The following is a 15,170-nucleotide window of genomic DNA, read 5'->3' as shown; positions in this document are numbered from 1 at the left end:
CGCCAGCGCTCCTGGGGCCAAGGCGGGGTGCCTGCCGCAGCTTAGTTGCCCAACCGCTCCTTCCGGAACGCTGCCGACACAGCCTTCGCGGCCAGCATCGCCGTATTCGCGTCAGTCTGATAGTTGCATACAGAAATCCGCATAACGTCGAGCCCTCTCCACCTCGCTCCAGTCACGAAGATCGTTCCTTCGCGCTGCAGCCGAGTAATGGTTCGTCTCGTGACGTCGTCGGCGTCGGTTGTCGGGAGATCCGAGCCGAAGCGACAGATCAGCTGATTGAGGTCAACCTCGTTCAGGATTTCGACGCCTGGCTCGCGTGACAGATGCTCGGCAATGATCCGCGCGGAGGAGCAGCAGCCTTCCACGAGACCGGCAATGCCGTTTCGGCCGAGATGCTTCATCATTGCCCAGGTTGCAAAACCACGCGCTCGCCGCGAAAGCTCCGGCACATAATGTGACGGGTCTCGCTCCCCCTCTGCCGCAATGGGGAGGTAACTGGCAGCGATCGTCATGGCGCGACGGTGGGCCACTTCGTCCCTCACAATCGCGTAGCCGCTGTCATAGGGTGTCTGGAGCCACTTGTGGCCGTCGGTGGCCCAACTATCCGCCAGCTCCACTCCGGGACAAAGGTGCCGCGTCGACGGTGAAGCCTTTGCCCACAGGCCAAATGCACCATCCACATGCACCCAGGCATCCCTGCTCCTGGCGACCGGGACAAGCTCGGTGAACGGATCGAAGGCCCCTGTATTGAGTTGCCCAGCCTGAAGGATAGCGATCATGGGCCCATCGGCTTTGTTGACCGCTTCTTCGAAATGCCTGGCAAGAATACGCCCCTGCGGATCGGTCGCCACCCTGACGACGCGGTCATGCCCAAGCCCCAGGAACTGCAAGGCTGAGAAAACGGTGGTGTGGGCATCGTCACCAATGACAACCGTAATCGGCGGCGCACCGAAAAGCCCGTCTGCGTCGACATTCCAGTCGGCCCGGCGAAGCACTTCGCCTCTCGCGGCGGCCAGACAGCTGAAGTTGGCGACAGTCGCCCCTGTCACAAAGCCCACGGAAGATTGCGCAGGCAGGCCGAGAACGTCCAGAAGCCACGTGGCTGCGACCTTCTCGAAGGACGCCGCGGCGGGAGACGCGGTATGATTGCCGGCATTCTGCCCCCAGGAGCTCGTGAGGAAATCGGCCGCCACTCCCATCGGATGTGAGCCGCCGATCACCCAGCCGAAGAAACTCGGCCCGGTCATTCGGTGGAGCCCCGGCTCTGCCTTTTCCACGAGATGCCGAAGGACGTCCTCCATCGCGAGAGTTTCCGCCTGGAGATCTTCGGCGAGTGTGGCCAGGCATTCCTGGTACTGCAATTGCGGGCGGTGGAGCCGAGGCTCGGTCTGGCGGAAGCCGGCGGCCAGGCGTGCAGCCTCTGCAAAAAGCGTGTCTATGCCCTCAGCCATGGACGGTGCCTCCCTGTCATCGCGACTGCGATGGCGGCTCGTGGTGCATGCCGGTTCTAATTATTGGAATTCTCAGCGGCAGCTTACCATAATATGGGCAGTTCCCTAACCCCACGCTCCATCATCAAGTGATGGAGGCGATGACTGTCGCATTCCGGCAGACGGGGCAGCTGGAGCGGGTGAAGGGAATCGAACCCTCGTATTCAGCTTGGGAAGCTGCTGCTCTACCATTGAGCTACACCCGCGTCGGTTCGCAGATTTCCAACAGACGGCATCGGCTGTCAAGCCGGAGGTGGCGTCAGACGCGAAAATGCTTGGACAGCTTCAGGCCCTGGGCCTGGTAGTTGGAGCCGAGGCCGGCGCCGTACATGCCTTCGGGTTTTTCCATCATGTGTTCGTAGACCAGGCGGCCGACGATCTGGCCGTCTTCGAGGATGAAGGGGACCTCGTGACTGCGCACTTCGAGCACGGCACGGCTGCCACGTCCGCCGGCCGCCTCGTGGCCGAAGCCCGGATCGAAGAAACCGGCATAATGGACGCGGAATTCGCCGACCAGCGGATCGAAGGGTGTCATCTCAGCCGCATAGAGCGGCGGCACGTGCACCGCCTCGCGCGAGACGAGGATATAGAATTCGTCCGGATCGAGGATCAGTTCGTTGCGGCCGCGGCTGTAAAGCGGTTCCCAGAAATCGAAGATGTCGTGCTGGGCCTTCTTGTCGACATCGACGACGGCCGTGTGGTGTTTGCCGCGATAACCGATCAGGCCGACGCTGTCGCCGGAAAGATCGATCGACAGGGCGATGCCGCCACCGGAGACATTCGGCCTGGCGGACGCCACCAGGGTTTCGTCGTTGTGGAGCCGCAGGAGATCCGGCTCGCCAAGCAGCGCGTTGCCGACACGGAAACGGATCTGCGACAGGCGCGAACCGCGGCGCACCACGATCGGGAAAGTACGCGGCGAGATTTCAAGATAGAGCGGACCGGAATATCCGGCGGGGATCTTGTCGAATTCCTGTGCGTAATCGGTGATGACCCGGGTAAAAATATCGAGCCGGCCGGTAGAGCTTTTCGGATTGGCGGAGGCGGACATGTTGGCCGGCAGGTCGAGCCGTTCCATCAGCGGCACGATGTAGACGCAGCCGGTCTCGAGCACAGCGGCTTCGGAGAGGTCGATCACGTGCAGCTTGAGGCGATCGAGCTTGTCGGAGACGAGGCTCGTCGGGCCCGGCATGAAGCTCGCGCGGACGCGAAACGCCTTGGCGCCGAGGCGCAGGTCGAGGCTTGCAGGCTGGATCTGGTCCAGATCGAGCTCGCGCTCGGAGATCAGCCGTCCACTGTCGAAAAGCGCCGCGATTGCGCGGTCCGCCAAAATTCCTGTTTCGCGAGCCATCATGTCTCTCTCAAGTTTTCGAGGCGACAAAACCAAATGCGAGCCATTGACGCAAGCGGGGCGCGGCGCTATGCCACTCTTATCCCGTGGTGATTTGGCCGGTCGGCTTGCAGCCACGTTAAATAAGTGGCTAAAAAGACCGGGTGCGAAACCGGTCTGCTTATGCGACCGGTTTTTTTGTTCTGAATGGGGAACACGCATGACTAACAAATGGCGCCCGGCAACTCAGCTCGTACACGGCGGCACGTTGCGCTCGCAATATGGCGAAACCTCGGAAGCGATCTTCCTGACGCAAGGGTTCGTCTATGACACGTCGGAAGCGGCGGAAGCGCGCTTCAAGGGCGAGACAGACGGCTTCATCTACGCGCGTTACGGCAGCCCGACCAACGACATGTTCGAAAAGCGCATGTGCATGCTGGAAGGCGCCGAAGATGCGCGCGCCACCGCCTCGGGCATGGCTGCCGTCACCGCCGCGATCCTCTGCCAGCTGAAGGCCGGCGACCATATCGTCGCCGCACGCGCCCTGTTCGGCTCCTGCCGCTGGGTGGTCGAGACGCTCGCTCCGAAATACGGCATCGAATGCACGCTGGTCGACGGGCGCTTCCTGGAAAACTGGGAAAAGGCGATCACCCCGAAGACCAAGGTGTTCTTCCTGGAAAGCCCGACCAACCCGACGCTCGAAGTGGTCGACATTGCCGGCGTTGCCAAGCTCGCCAACCAGATCGGCGCCAAGGTCGTCGTCGACAACGTGTTTGCGACCCCGCTCTTCCAGAAGCCGCTGGAACTCGGCGCCCATATCGTCGTCTACTCCGCGACCAAGCACATCGACGGCCAGGGCCGCTGCCTCGGTGGCGTCGTGCTTTCCGACAAAGCCTGGATCGACGAGAACCTGCACGACTATTTCCGCCACACCGGCCCGGCCATGTCGCCGTTCAATGCCTGGACGCTGCTGAAGGGCATCGAGACCTTGCCGCTGCGCGTCAAGCAGCAGACGGAGAGCGCCTCGAAGATCGCCGACTTCCTCGCCGACCAGAACCAGGTCGCAAAGGTCATCTATCCGGGCCGCAAGGACCATCCGCAGGCGGATATCATCGCCCGGCAGATGACGGGCGGCTCCACGCTTGTGTGCTTCGAGCTGAAGGGCGGCAAGGACGCGGCCTTCAAGCTGCAGAACGCGCTGGAGATCGTGCAGATTTCCAACAATCTCGGCGACGCCAAGAGCCTGATCACCCATCCGGCGACAACGACGCACAAGAACCTGACGGATGAGGCCCGTGCCGAACTCGGCATTTCGCCCGGCACCGTGCGCCTGTCTGCCGGCATCGAGGATACTGATGACCTGATCGAGGATTTCGCCCAGGCGCTGTCCAAGGCCGGCATGTAAGTCTTCGCTTTCCGGGATGGTGGATCGACCACGAGATTCACCATCCCGGTTATCCTTAACTTCAACAAATGCTCACACTCGGTTGTTCGAACCGCGAGAATTCTTGACCTTGCGGCCCCCCTGTACAATATCGAACCAGTAAGAGTTGTTGAGGTGTCGCATGTATCGCGCCCGGACACGAGATATCGATGTCGCCGTTGAGCCATACTATCTGGAGGAGCAATCCAATCCGGAAGAGAGCCGCTATGTCTGGGGATATCGCATCGTCATAGAGAACCATTCGACGCTTACCGTGCAGCTCGTGCATCGCTACTGGCACATTACCGACCAGAACGGTATCGTCGATGAAGTGGACGGGCCGGGGGTCGTCGGCGAGCAGCCGCGGCTGAAGCCCGGCGACAGTTACGAATATTCCTCGGGCTGTCCTCTCGACACGCCATCCGGGCTGATGTTCGGTCATTACGATATGCAGACCGATGAAGGCGAGACCTTCGAGGTGACGATTCCGGCCTTCTCGCTGGATTCACCGGGCCTGATGCGCGTCCTCAACTAGACCGCGCCCCCGACGACAACCTACAGGTTATGGGTGGCGGCGGTTTTTCTATTTGTTGCCCCCTCCCTCCTGCGGCATCCTGTCGTCGTCAAACAGTCTTTGGGAGGAGAACTTGATGACACGACCCGTTCTGCTGGCGCCCTGCGCGTTAGTGACGCTTGCGGCCTTCACTCCGGCGCTCGCGCAAAACAGAAGCAGTTTCATCGACCAGAAGGACAGGCCGGATTTCGCATCCGCCACCGTCTCGCCGCAGATCGCCTGCGGCATGCTGAACAGCCAATCCTTCGCCGACGTCACCACCCTGAAAGCCACGCACGTCGCCGGCGTGGGAACGGTCCCCGGCCATTGCCAGGTGACCGGCTATATCCGGCCGCAGGTGCGCTTCGAGATCACCCTGCCCGACAATTGGAACCGGCGGCTGTACATGTTCGGCAATGGCGGTTTTGCCGGGGAGGATCTTGCCGCGGCGTCGCGGATCGCGACTCGCAACGCGGCGCTTTCGAAGGGTTTCCTCACCGTCCAGCAGAATACCGGCCATGATGCGGTCAGCTACAAGCTCGGGGATTTCGCGCAGGATCTCGGCCTCTTGATCGACTACGGCTCGCGCGCCGTGCATGTCACCGTCGATACGGCCAAGGCGATCGCCGCACGCTATTACGACCGGCATCCGTCGTTCTCCTACTGGGATGGCTGCTCGACGGGTGGGCGCCAGGGGCTGATGGCGGCACAGCGCTACCCCGGCGACTTCGACGGCATTCTCGCCGGAGCGCCTGTCCTCGATCTCACCAATACGCAGATCTGGGGTGTCTGGAATGCGCGGGCGCTGCTCAAGGCGCCGATCAGCCGGGCGCAGCTTCCAGTTCTCGCCAAGGCGGTGATGGACAAGTGCGATGCGATCGACGGCGCCAAGGACGGGCTGATTGCCGATCCGCGCCAGTGCAATTTCGATCCGGCCAAGGACCTGAAGATCTGCGAGGCGGGCGGTTCCGACTGCTTCACGCCGGCGCAGGCGGACACGCTGAAGACGCTGGCGGGCGGCGTGAAGATCAAGGGCGAGACTATTTTCCCCGGTGTGCAGTTGGGGACCGAAGGCGTTGATCCGACCGGCGTGAGCGGCTGGGACATGTGGATGGTGTCCGATCCGGGGCCAAGCCGGCAACTCGCTTATGGCGAGACCTTCGTCAAGAACATGGCGATGCTGCCCGCCTCCGGAAAAGCGATCGACTGGAAGACATTCGACTTCGACACGGAATATCCGAAGATCGGGGCGATCCGCGAGATCGTCGACGCGACCAATCCGGACCTCAGCGAATTCCAGAAGCGCGGCGGTCGGATGATCACCTATTTCGGCTGGTCCGACCCGGCGCTCAACCCGATGATGGGCGTCAACTATTATGAAGCCGTCCGCAAACAGATGGGCGCAGAGCGGACGGCGGAGTTCTATCGCCTGTTCATGGTGCCCGGCATGTTCCACTGCACCGCGGGTTACGGCACGGATGTCTTCGATGCCTTCACGCCACTGATGGACTGGGTGGAAAACGGCAAGGCGCCGACGGTGATCCAGGCAAGCCAGATCAAGGACGGCAAGCCGGCGATGACCCGGCCGCTCTGCCCCTACCCGCAATCGGCCAAATATTCCGGCAACGGCGATGTGAAGGATGGTGCGAACTTCGAATGCAAGATGCCTTGAAACGAAACCGGCGGGAGGAAACTCCCGCCGTTCGATAATCAGGCTGCGGCGAATTCGTCGGCCGTGTAGCGATAGGTGGTCGAGCAGAACTCGCAGGTGACGGCGATCTCGCCGTCTTCCTCGCTCGCCTCGATCTCCTCGGCGGAAAACCCCGAGAGAACGCCCTTGATCTTGTCGCGCGAGCAGCTGCAGCGGTCGAACACCGGGTGCGGCGCGTAGACCCGCACCCCGCGCTCATGGAACAGGCGAAACAGCAGCCGTTCGATTGCGACCCGTGGGTCTGTCAGTTCGTCGGTGTCGATGGTTTCCACCAGCGTGCGGGCTTCGGCCCAGGAATCGTCCTCGGTGAACTCGAAATCGCGCTCGTCACCATCGCCGCCATGCAGGTCCGGCTGGCGCATGCGCTCAGGCGCGTGCGGCAGGAACTGCGCGACAAGCCCGCCTGCCCGCCAGTTGTGACGCGGCTTGCCATCGGCATCGCGGTCGAAGAGCTCGGCGACGCCCAGGCGGACCTTGGTCGGGATCTGCTCCGACTGACGGAAATAGACGCCGGCGATCTCCTCGAGTGATGAGCCGTCCATCGGCACGATGCCTTGATACGGCTGCATGCCGCGGCCCTGGTCGATGGTGAAGGCAAGTACTCCGTGTCCGAGGAGATCGGGCGGCGAGGTTTTGCCTTCCTCGACGGCAGCGGCCAAGGCTTCTTCATCGTAACGGGCATAGGCACGAAGGCTGTCGGGCGTCGAGAAATCCGCGACCAGCAGATCGACCGGGCCGTCGCCCTTGGTCTGCACCGTGAACTTGCCATCGAATTTCAGCGAGGTGCCGAGCAGGGCCGTCAGCACGATCGCCTCGGCAAGCAGCCGCGCGACCGGGCCTGGATATTCGTGACGGCTGAGGATGGTGTTCAAAAGCGGTCCGAGCTGGACCGCACGGCCGCGCACGTCGAGACCCTCCACCTGGAAGGGAACGACCCGATCGTCTCCGGCAAAGTCGAGTTCGTTGAGTTCCACAGTCGCTTCCGCCATGACATCACTCCTTCGCGCCGACCCAAACCTTTACACAAGCGCCAGCCCGAGCGGAACCGCTGGCCGGAGGAAAAGACGTCGACGATGTGTGTTGAAACGCCAGTCCAGAAGACGGCGTATTGTTGAAAGCCGACAAATGGGGGATTGCGGGGCGAAAATCAAGGTTGATTGCCGCCGCCAGCTCTCCGCGTCCTCCATCCGGGACGTTGAACTCAGACGGCGCCGAAGCACCAGGCGAGAATGGACTTCTGTGCGTGCAGGCGGTTTTCAGCCTCGTCGAAGACGACCGACTGCGGACCGTCGATCACCTCGTCGGTGACTTCCTCGCCGCGGTGGGCCGGCAGGCAGTGCATGAACAGCGCATCCTTGTCGGCACGCTTCATCAGCTCGGCATTGACCTGGAACGGCTGAAAGACGTTGTGGCCGCGTGCCTTGTGCTCCTGGTTCATCGACACCCAGGTGTCGGTGACGATGCAATCAGCGCCGGCGACCGCCTTTTCGGCATCATGGCAAAGCATGATGTTGCCGCCGTTGTTGCGCGCCCAGTTGAGGAACTTGTCGGCGGGTTCCGAGCCCATCGGCACAGCCATGTTCATGCGGTAGCCGAAACGGGCGGCACCTTCCACGAAGGAATGCAGCACGTTGTTGCCGTCGCCGGTCCAGGCGACCGTCTTGCCGGCGATCGGCCCGCGATGCTCCTCGAAGGTCATGATATCGGCCATGATCTGGCAGGGATGCGTATCGTCGGTCAGGGCGTTAATGACCGGCACGGTCGCGTGTTCGGCAAGCTCCAGCATACGGGCGTGATCCGTGGTGCGGATCATGATCGCATCGACGTAACGCGACAGGACCTTGGCCGTGTCGCCGATCGTCTCGGCGCGACCGAGCTGCATCTCGGTACCCGACAGAAACAGCGTTTCGCCGCCGAGCTGGCGCATGCCGACATCGAAGGAGACGCGGGTGCGGGTGGAGGGCTTTTCGAAGATCATCGCCAGCATCTTGCCGGCGAGCGGCTTTTCCGCCGTACCGGCCTTGGTCGCCTGTTTGCGGACCTTCGCGTCGTCGAGGATAGCCCTGAGATCAGCCGGGGAAACGGCAGAAAGATCGAGGAAATGCTTGGGAGATGCCATGTGATGTTCCCTGTGAAGCGGGAAACCAGCAACGGCGTCCCGCTTTTGCCCGCTCAGGCCGTTTTTTTCATCTCGGAGGTGGAAAGCTTTTCCGCCGCCCTCTCGATGCGGGCAAGCCCCTCTCGGGCCTCTTCCGCTGTGACTGTGAGCGGTGGCAGGAGACGCACCACATTGTCGCCGGCCGGAATGGTCAGCATGTATTCGCCGCGTATGGCGGCAACCAGATCACCCGCGGGCACCTTCGCCTTCACGCCGAGCAGCAGGCCTTCACCACGAATGTCCTCGATGACGTCGGGGAAGCGGTCCTTGAGGCTCGCGAGCCCCTGCCGCAACACCAAGGCGACATCGCGGACGTTTTCCAGGAAGCCGTCGCCCAGGATCACGTCGAGCACGGCATTGCCGACCGCCGTGGCGAGCGGATTGCCCCCGTAGGTCGTGCCATGGGTGCCAGCGGTCATGCCGGACGCGGCGTCCGCCGTGGCAAGGCAGGCGCCGAGCGGGAAGCCGCCGCCGATGCCCTTGGCAAGCGCCATGATGTCGGGCGCGACGCCCGCCCATTCATAGGCGAACAGCCTGCCGGAACGGCCGACGCCGGTCTGCACTTCGTCGAAGATCAGCAGCAGACCGTTGTCGTCGCAGACCTGGCGCAACGCCTGGAGGAATTCCTTCGGGACCGGCCGGACACCGCCCTCTCCCTGGATCGGCTCGATCAGAATAGCCGCGGTTGCATCGGTGATCGCAGCCTTCAGGGCGTCCATGTCGCCAAACGGCACCTGATCGAAGCCTTCGACCTTCGGGCCGAAACCTTCGAGATACTTTGCCTGGCCGCCGGCGGCGATGGTCGCCAGCGTGCGGCCGTGGAAGGCGCCTTCGAAGGTAATGATATGGAAGCGCTCCGGATGGCCCTTCACGAACTGATAGCGGCGCGCGGTCTTGATGGCACATTCCAGCGCCTCGGCGCCGGAATTGGTGAAGAACACCTTGTCCGCGAAAGAATTGTCGGCGAGACGACGCGACAGCGTCTCCTGGCCCGGCTGTTCGAAGATGTTGGACGTGTGCCAGACCTTGTCGGCCTGCGCCTTCAGCGCGCCGACGAGGTGCGGATGGCCGTGACCAAGCGAATTGACGGCGACGCCGGAGCCGAAATCGAGATATCGCTCCCCACTTTCCGTCACAAGCCATACGCCCTCGCCGCGCTCGAAACGCAGCGGAGCCCGGGCAAACGTGTCGAAAAGCGCGGCTTCAGCCATGGCGACATCACTCCTCTAGGCAGTCCAGAAAGGCCCATGGAAGGGGCCGAAAAAATCAAAAATGCCGCCCACTGGGCGGCGGGGGCACTATCGGGGTTTAGGCCATCAATGTCAACAAAGCTCGGCGTTTTGGGCAGGCCCGGGCCGGAAAGCGCCAGGCGCCAGCCAATGTGACAAAAATGACTCTCCCCGACAGCAAGTTGGGGAAAACCACGAAATCGATTCCCGCAGATTCCCCCGACTCTTGCCACGGAGTCAGCCTCACACTAGGTTAAAGATCAATTACTAGACTGCATGCGGCGGAACTAGTCACCTCAAGCATAGATATAGTGGGTGCTGCGAAATGATTTTCGCAGTAAAGGTGGAAGGATTCTGCATGCCAGCGGCGTTCAAAGGCGGAGAACGGGCATGAACTGGACAGACGAGCGTGTCGAGAAGCTCAAAAGATTGTGGTCGGAGGGCCTGAGTGCCAGCCAGATCGCAGCACAACTCGGAGGCGTAAGCCGAAATGCCGTGATCGGCAAGGTGCATCGTCTCTGCCTGCCGGGCCGGGCGAAAGCCGGCGGCACGGTCGCGACGGGCCGCTCATCGGCTGCCAAGCGTACGACATCGGCGCCGAGGGCTCCGAACTATGCATCGCGCGTCACCACCCGGACCGTTACTCGCGCCGTCGGCGCGACGATGGTCAAGGAAGAGATTGAAATCGAACCCTATCAGGAGATGGAATATCGTCCCGCCTCCAACGTGGTGGTGCCGATCTCCCGTCGCCTCGCATTGACCGAACTCACCGAGCGCACCTGCAAGTGGCCGGTCGGCGATCCGCTCAAGGACGACTTCCACTTCTGTGGCTGCGAATCCCCGGATGCCTCGCCCTATTGCGGCTATCACGCAAAGCTCGCCTACCAGCCGGTCAACGAGCGCCGCAAGGTTGCTGCTCGGGTCTGAGCGGCGGCGCGACACGAGGGCAAGATCGAAAGCGGGCTCCGGCCCGCTTTTTTGTTGCGCATGGCAGATATGCCGGCCAAGCCTTGCTCCGGAGCCATGACCCGCCTATTTTAAAGACAGTGAGGACGACCTCCCCCATTCGGGCAGAAACTCCGGGACGGCCCGGAAAGCACCCAGGAGGTCATCATGCGTTCGACACGCGACCGTATCCGCCATGCCATCAGCTTCGAGCTGATCGGGCTCGCTCTCATCATACCGCTCGGCTCCTTCGCCTTCGGCGTGCCGCCCACCGATATCGGCGTGGTGGGCATCGGCAGCGCGACGATCGCCACCGGCTGGAACTATCTCTACAATCTCGGCTTCGACCATCTGATGCAGCGCTTTACCGGCGGCACGCAGAAGAACACCGCAATACGCGTGGCGCATGCGGTGCTGTTCGAACTTGGTCTGCTGATCGCGCTTCTGCCGCTGATCGCCTGGTATCTCGGTGTCAGCCTCATGCATGCGCTGACGATGGACGTGTCGTTCGCGGTCTTCTACGTGGTCTATGCCTTCGTGTTCAACTGGGCCTATGACCGCATCTTTCCGTTGCCGGAATGGCAACGGCAGACCGAGGCGGCCTGACGCCGCCTCCTCGAGGTTTCTATCGAATAATCCGCGCCGCGGACGGTGCGGATGTCATCCTGCCTGCTTCAGAACCTGACGGTGAACTCGCTTCCCTTGCCGACTTCCGATTTCACGATCAGGCGGGCTCTGTGGCGGGTCAGGATGTGCTTGACGATTGCAAGGCCGAGGCCCGTCCCTTTCTTGGAACGGCTGTCGGCCACGCTGACCCGGTAGAAGCGCTCCGTCAGCCTCGGAACGTGCTCGGCCGGAATGCCCGGTCCCTGGTCGACAACGGTCACTTCCACCGGATCGGAAGCGCCGTTGCGCAGATAAACGTCCACGAATTTGCCTTCTTGGCCATATTTGCAGGCATTCTCGATCAGGTTCTCGAAAACCTGAACAAGCTCGTCGCGGTCGCCCAGCACCTCCACCTTGCCTTCCGGCAGATGCGTGCGGATTTCCACCCCGAGGTCGTCGGCGAGCGGCACCAGCGCATCCCGCACATGGCCGATCAGCGGCTTCAGGTCGATCGTCTGATCCGGAGCGATATGGGATTTGAGCTCCAGGCGCGACAGCGACATGAGGTCGTCGACGAGACGGCTCATGCGCGTTGCCTGGTCGAACATGATGGCCAGGAACCGCTCGTGCGCGGCGGGATCGGAGCGCGCCGGCCCCTGCAGGGTCTCGATGAAGCCTCTCAGCGACGCAAGCGGGGTGCGCAGCTCATGGCTGGCATTGGCGACGAAATCCGAGCGCATCCGGTCGATGCGGCGCAGTTCCGAAATGTCCCGGAAGGAAAGGAGATAGAGCTTCTGCGCTACGCCTTCCGAGCTTTGCTGGATCGGCTGGCCCAGATCGATGGGGGCGATGCGCAGGGTATAGACGCGCTCCGAGGGCAGCCGCTCGGAGTGCTCGATCTGGTTCGGCTCGTCGGTCGCGATGGTTTCCCGCACCATGTCGAGAATGCCGGGGGACCGCAGTCGGGCCGAAAGGTGCGAACCGGGAGAAAGAATTCCAAAGGCCCTTTCGGCAGCCTTGTTCTGATAGAGGACCGTGACGTCCTCGCCGAGCACGAAAGCCGGAATATCCAAGGCACCGAGCGTTGCCGCCACCTTGGGTAACGGCTGAAAGCCCGGCTGCTCTTTCTCGGCGACCTCGAGCACCGGCGGCGGAAGAGCGGCAGGCTTGCGGCCGACGACGACCAGCACCAGGAGCAGCCAACCCACCAGGACGCCCACCCAGTCCATGCCGATCAGGAATGCTATCATCGCCAAGAGGGTCAGAAGCAGCAACAGGGCTCGTTCCTGGCGGCCCCTCGCAACGAGCGTGCCCAGACCCCGACGCCATTTCTCCAGTACCGACTCCACAGACAGACTCGCAGCTTTCACAGGTTGAACACGCGCTCATATATCCCTTGCATGACAGATATACATCGCTTCCGTTGGGATATTGGAAAATTGGCGCCATCCGGAGAGTAGCGGAATTTCGAACTTGCGTTACATATCGGCTACCGCCTCGTACGGCGGATCGATCGGAGGAAGCACCATCATGGCGGATAAAACCGAAAGCCGGGCAGTCAGCATCGACATCAACGGCAAGCTCAAGCAGTTCGATATCGACGATCCGGTACTGCCGGCCTGGATCGAGGAACATGCGCTTAGCTCCGGCGGATATCCCCATGACGACAAGCTGGACAAGGACAAATACGCAAAGCAGCTCGAAAAGCTGCAGGTCGAACTCGTCAAGGTGCAGTTCTGGCTGAAGGCGACCGGCAAGCGGATGATGGCGCTTTTCGAGGGCCGCGATGCGGCCGGCAAGGGCGGCACGATCTTTTCGATCAATGCCTATCTCAATCCGCGTTCGGCCCGCGTGGTGGCGCTCAACAAACCGACGGAGACCGAGGCCGGTCAGTGGTATTTCCAGCGCTACATCTCACATTTCCCGACCTCGGGGGAGATCGTACTGTTCGACCGCTCCTGGTACAACCGGGCCGGGGTCGAGCCGGTGATGGGTTTCTGCACGCCGGAACAGTACAAGGACTTCATGAAGGCAGTTCCTCGCTTCGAGGACACGATTTCCGACGAAGGCATCATCTTCTTCAAGTTCTGGCTGGATATCGGCCGCGAGATGCAGCTCAAGCGTTTCCATGACCGGCGGCACGATCCGCTCAAGATCTGGAAACTGTCGCCGATGGATATCGCCGCGTTCAACAAATGGGACGACTACACCGAGAAACGCGACGCGATGCTTGAAAAGACCCACAACAAGGAGACGCCCTGGGCGGTCGTGCGGGCCAACGACAAGCGCCGCGCCCGCCTCAACGTCATTCGCCACATCCTGTCGCTCGACTATGAGGGGAAGGACAAGGACGCTATCGGCGAGATCGACGACAAGATCTTCGGTTTCGGCCCGAAGTTCCTCAGATAAAGGTCATTGGCCGGGCAGGATGCGCACCGAATAGAGCAGCACCGCCCGGTCGGCGCCGTCGATGCCGCTGTTGAAGATCAGGCGGCCGGGCCGGTTGGGGGCAAGCGACCGCTCGAAGGTCACCCGGAAGAGCGCCTCCAGCTTCTCCTGCGTTGCCGTGAAGCGATGACGGCTGCAGTTGCCGAGGCTTCCGAAATCGCAGCGGACCGACAGCTGCACGGAACTGTTCTGCCCCGACTGCAGGGTCAGGGCTACCGTCGAGCTCTTGCCGGCCATTTCGCGCAGCACTTCCGGCGGCACTTCGACCGAGACATCGCCGCCGTCGCCTGACGTCGCCGATGCGATGCGGACGGCCTGCCCTTCCGATGCGGCCACCGCCTCGACTTTCGCCTGGCCGCCGGCTTTCATTTCCGCCGCCTTGGAGGGCACGAAGATTTCCACCCACTCGTCGGAAAAACCGCGGCGCGGATCGAAGGCGACCGGGCCTCCCGCCCCCTGACCGGCGACCGAGCGGTCGGCCGACTTCATCGCCTCTTCGACGATCGACTGCACCAGGCCGGATTGATAGAACCACCAGCAGGCGCCGCCGACCACGCCGAGGGTGATGACCCAGGTCAGGAGATGCGACAGGAAACCCCGACGCTTTCGCGGTTTGGCGGCCCGTTCCGGGGGAACGTCCAGTCCACTATCGGAGGACCGGCGGGCGTTCCTGTTCGGCTTGCCCGGCTTTGCCGCTTTCGCCGGCGGTTCCGGCTGGAATGGCTCGGCTTCGATCCGCGCGCCGCGCGCGGGGCTGACGCCGCCGAGATCGCCGGAGGACATCGCAGTAGCGGATGGAGCGCGCGTCTCTCCCGAAACGGTATCGATGGATGGCGCGACAGGCGAAGGTGCCGCCGGCCGTTGCGGCGCATCCGGTCGCGGGCGAGCCTCCATGACCGGAGACTCCACGGCCATAGATTCCGCGGCATATGGCAGCTCCGGGTCGAGCTCAACGACGGGTTCCTGCGCCGGTTCGGCCAAGCGCTGCACTTCCGCCATTTCGATTTCGTGGATCTTCCGCTCCAGGAGTTCATGCTGCTGCATGATGATCAGCCGGTCGCTGACGCCCTGCTTGCGAAGGCCGGCATCCAGTGCCTGGCGCGCCGACTGATAAATACGCGCCCTGATCTCCCGGTCCGCCCGGTTCGAGCGATCCAGTGCGTTTCTGATGGCCGTTTCCAAACCGCTCACTGCCGGTCCTTCTTCATACTCAATCCCACTGCGCGGGAGTTTACGTTTCGGTAACCTCTCCGCCGCGGAACTGCAAGCACCGCCTT

General features: G+C 62.4%; 13 protein-coding genes, 1 tRNA gene and 1 riboswitch. Of the genes, 6 read left to right on the top strand and 8 right to left on the bottom strand.

Translation table 11 applies throughout. From position 1 onward, the window contains the following. Positions 1-41: 41 nt before the first annotated feature. From LZK81_RS03235 to LZK81_RS03225, 3 genes are all read right to left on the bottom strand, one after another. A complete protein-coding gene (locus tag LZK81_RS03235; protein WP_233955185.1) occupies positions 42-1,451 on the bottom strand; it encodes a pyridoxal phosphate-dependent decarboxylase family protein in 1,410 nt (469 codons plus the stop codon). A gap of 171 nt (positions 1,452-1,622) precedes the next feature. Next, positions 1,623-1,696: transfer RNA gene (locus LZK81_RS03230), tRNA-Gly, on the bottom strand. 53 nt (positions 1,697-1,749) lie between these two features. After that, positions 1,750-2,844: a 2'-deoxycytidine 5'-triphosphate deaminase gene (locus tag LZK81_RS03225; protein WP_233955184.1), complete on the bottom strand. Its 1,095-nt coding sequence runs from the start codon at positions 2,842-2,844 to the stop codon at positions 1,750-1,752. A 73-nt stretch (positions 2,845-2,917) separates the two neighbouring features. Then, a riboswitch (SAM riboswitch) is annotated at positions 2,918-2,996 on the top strand. A gap of 44 nt (positions 2,997-3,040) precedes the next feature. Here LZK81_RS03225 and LZK81_RS03220 point away from each other — a divergent pair. The 3 genes from LZK81_RS03220 to LZK81_RS03210 all read left to right on the top strand — a co-directional run bounded on the left by LZK81_RS03220 (position 3,041) and on the right by LZK81_RS03210 (position 6,468). Then, a complete protein-coding gene (locus LZK81_RS03220; RefSeq protein ID WP_046603198.1) occupies positions 3,041-4,225 on the top strand; it encodes an O-succinylhomoserine sulfhydrylase in 1,185 nt (394 codons plus the stop codon). Positions 4,226-4,385: 160 nt separating this feature from the next. Then, positions 4,386-4,778 (top strand): Co2+/Mg2+ efflux protein ApaG, encoded by a 393-nt coding sequence (gene apaG / locus LZK81_RS03215; RefSeq protein WP_046603197.1) that lies wholly within the window; start codon positions 4,386-4,388, stop codon positions 4,776-4,778. A 115-nt stretch (positions 4,779-4,893) separates the two neighbouring features. After that, on the top strand, positions 4,894-6,468 hold the full coding sequence (locus LZK81_RS03210) for a tannase/feruloyl esterase family alpha/beta hydrolase (protein ID WP_233955183.1): 1,575 nt from the start codon (positions 4,894-4,896) through the stop codon (positions 6,466-6,468). 38 nt (positions 6,469-6,506) lie between these two features. Here LZK81_RS03210 and LZK81_RS03205 read toward each other — a convergent pair whose 3' ends face one another. From LZK81_RS03205 to LZK81_RS03195, 3 genes are all read right to left on the bottom strand, one after another. Continuing rightward, positions 6,507-7,496 (bottom strand): Hsp33 family molecular chaperone, encoded by a 990-nt coding sequence (locus tag LZK81_RS03205; RefSeq protein WP_046603196.1) that lies wholly within the window; start codon positions 7,494-7,496, stop codon positions 6,507-6,509. A gap of 212 nt (positions 7,497-7,708) precedes the next feature. Then, complete coding sequence (argF, locus tag LZK81_RS03200) at positions 7,709-8,626, bottom strand: ornithine carbamoyltransferase (RefSeq protein WP_046610918.1); 918 nt, start codon at positions 8,624-8,626, stop codon at positions 7,709-7,711. Positions 8,627-8,679: 53 nt separating this feature from the next. After that, positions 8,680-9,876, bottom strand: coding sequence for an aspartate aminotransferase family protein (locus LZK81_RS03195; RefSeq protein WP_233955182.1), 1,197 nt, complete (start codon positions 9,874-9,876; stop codon positions 8,680-8,682). 408 nt (positions 9,877-10,284) lie between these two features. On the opposite strand from LZK81_RS03195, the gene LZK81_RS03190 reads away from it, so the two are divergent. After that, the gene (locus tag LZK81_RS03190; RefSeq protein ID WP_046603193.1) at positions 10,285-10,821 is read left to right on the top strand and encodes a GcrA family cell cycle regulator; all 537 of its coding nucleotides are present in this window, start codon (positions 10,285-10,287) and stop codon (positions 10,819-10,821) included. Positions 10,822-11,007: 186 nt separating this feature from the next. Next, positions 11,008-11,445, top strand: a complete 438-nt coding sequence (locus tag LZK81_RS03185) for a PACE efflux transporter (protein ID WP_046628143.1) — start codon at positions 11,008-11,010, stop codon at positions 11,443-11,445. A 68-nt stretch (positions 11,446-11,513) separates the two neighbouring features. Here the strand turns inward: LZK81_RS03185 and phoR are convergent, their stop codons facing one another. Continuing rightward, complete coding sequence (gene phoR / locus LZK81_RS03180; RefSeq protein ID WP_046628190.1) at positions 11,514-12,695, bottom strand: phosphate regulon sensor histidine kinase PhoR; 1,182 nt, start codon at positions 12,693-12,695, stop codon at positions 11,514-11,516. Positions 12,696-12,975: 280 nt separating this feature from the next. Between phoR and ppk2 the strand changes: the two genes are divergently transcribed. Then, a complete protein-coding gene (gene ppk2, locus LZK81_RS03175) occupies positions 12,976-13,854 on the top strand; it encodes a polyphosphate kinase 2 (protein WP_233955181.1) in 879 nt (292 codons plus the stop codon). A 3-nt stretch (positions 13,855-13,857) separates the two neighbouring features. On the opposite strand, the gene LZK81_RS03170 is transcribed toward ppk2, so the two are convergent. After that, positions 13,858-15,084, bottom strand: a complete 1,227-nt coding sequence (locus tag LZK81_RS03170) for a hypothetical protein (RefSeq protein WP_233955180.1) — start codon at positions 15,082-15,084, stop codon at positions 13,858-13,860. Positions 15,085-15,170: the final 86 nt, after the last annotated feature.

It is taken from the genome of Neorhizobium galegae (assembly GCF_021391675.1).
Classification (GTDB): domain Bacteria; phylum Pseudomonadota; class Alphaproteobacteria; order Rhizobiales; family Rhizobiaceae; genus Neorhizobium; species Neorhizobium galegae_B.
This window is presented reverse-complemented; position numbering and strand designations above follow the sequence as displayed.

What these genes read in the sequence shown, in the direction of transcription:
- LZK81_RS03235 (WP_233955185.1), bottom strand. Translation starts at nt 1,451, where the DNA reads ATGGCTGAGGGCATAGACACGCTTTTTGCAGAGGCTGCACGCCTGGCC.
- LZK81_RS03225 (WP_233955184.1), bottom strand. Translation starts at nt 2,844, where the DNA reads ATGATGGCTCGCGAAACAGGAATTTTGGCGGACCGCGCAATCGCGGCG.
- LZK81_RS03220 (WP_046603198.1), top strand. Translation starts at nt 3,041, where the DNA reads ATGACTAACAAATGGCGCCCGGCAACTCAGCTCGTACACGGCGGCACG.
- apaG (WP_046603197.1), top strand. Translation starts at nt 4,386, where the DNA reads ATGTATCGCGCCCGGACACGAGATATCGATGTCGCCGTTGAGCCATAC.
- LZK81_RS03210 (WP_233955183.1), top strand. Translation starts at nt 4,894, where the DNA reads ATGACACGACCCGTTCTGCTGGCGCCCTGCGCGTTAGTGACGCTTGCG.
- LZK81_RS03205 (WP_046603196.1), bottom strand. Translation starts at nt 7,496, where the DNA reads ATGGCGGAAGCGACTGTGGAACTCAACGAACTCGACTTTGCCGGAGAC.
- argF (WP_046610918.1), bottom strand. Translation starts at nt 8,626, where the DNA reads ATGGCATCTCCCAAGCATTTCCTCGATCTTTCTGCCGTTTCCCCGGCT.
- LZK81_RS03195 (WP_233955182.1), bottom strand. Translation starts at nt 9,876, where the DNA reads ATGGCTGAAGCCGCGCTTTTCGACACGTTTGCCCGGGCTCCGCTGCGT.
- LZK81_RS03190 (WP_046603193.1), top strand. Translation starts at nt 10,285, where the DNA reads ATGAACTGGACAGACGAGCGTGTCGAGAAGCTCAAAAGATTGTGGTCG.
- LZK81_RS03185 (WP_046628143.1), top strand. Translation starts at nt 11,008, where the DNA reads ATGCGTTCGACACGCGACCGTATCCGCCATGCCATCAGCTTCGAGCTG.
- phoR (WP_046628190.1), bottom strand. Translation starts at nt 12,695, where the DNA reads ATGATAGCATTCCTGATCGGCATGGACTGGGTGGGCGTCCTGGTGGGT.
- ppk2 (WP_233955181.1), top strand. Translation starts at nt 12,976, where the DNA reads ATGGCGGATAAAACCGAAAGCCGGGCAGTCAGCATCGACATCAACGGC.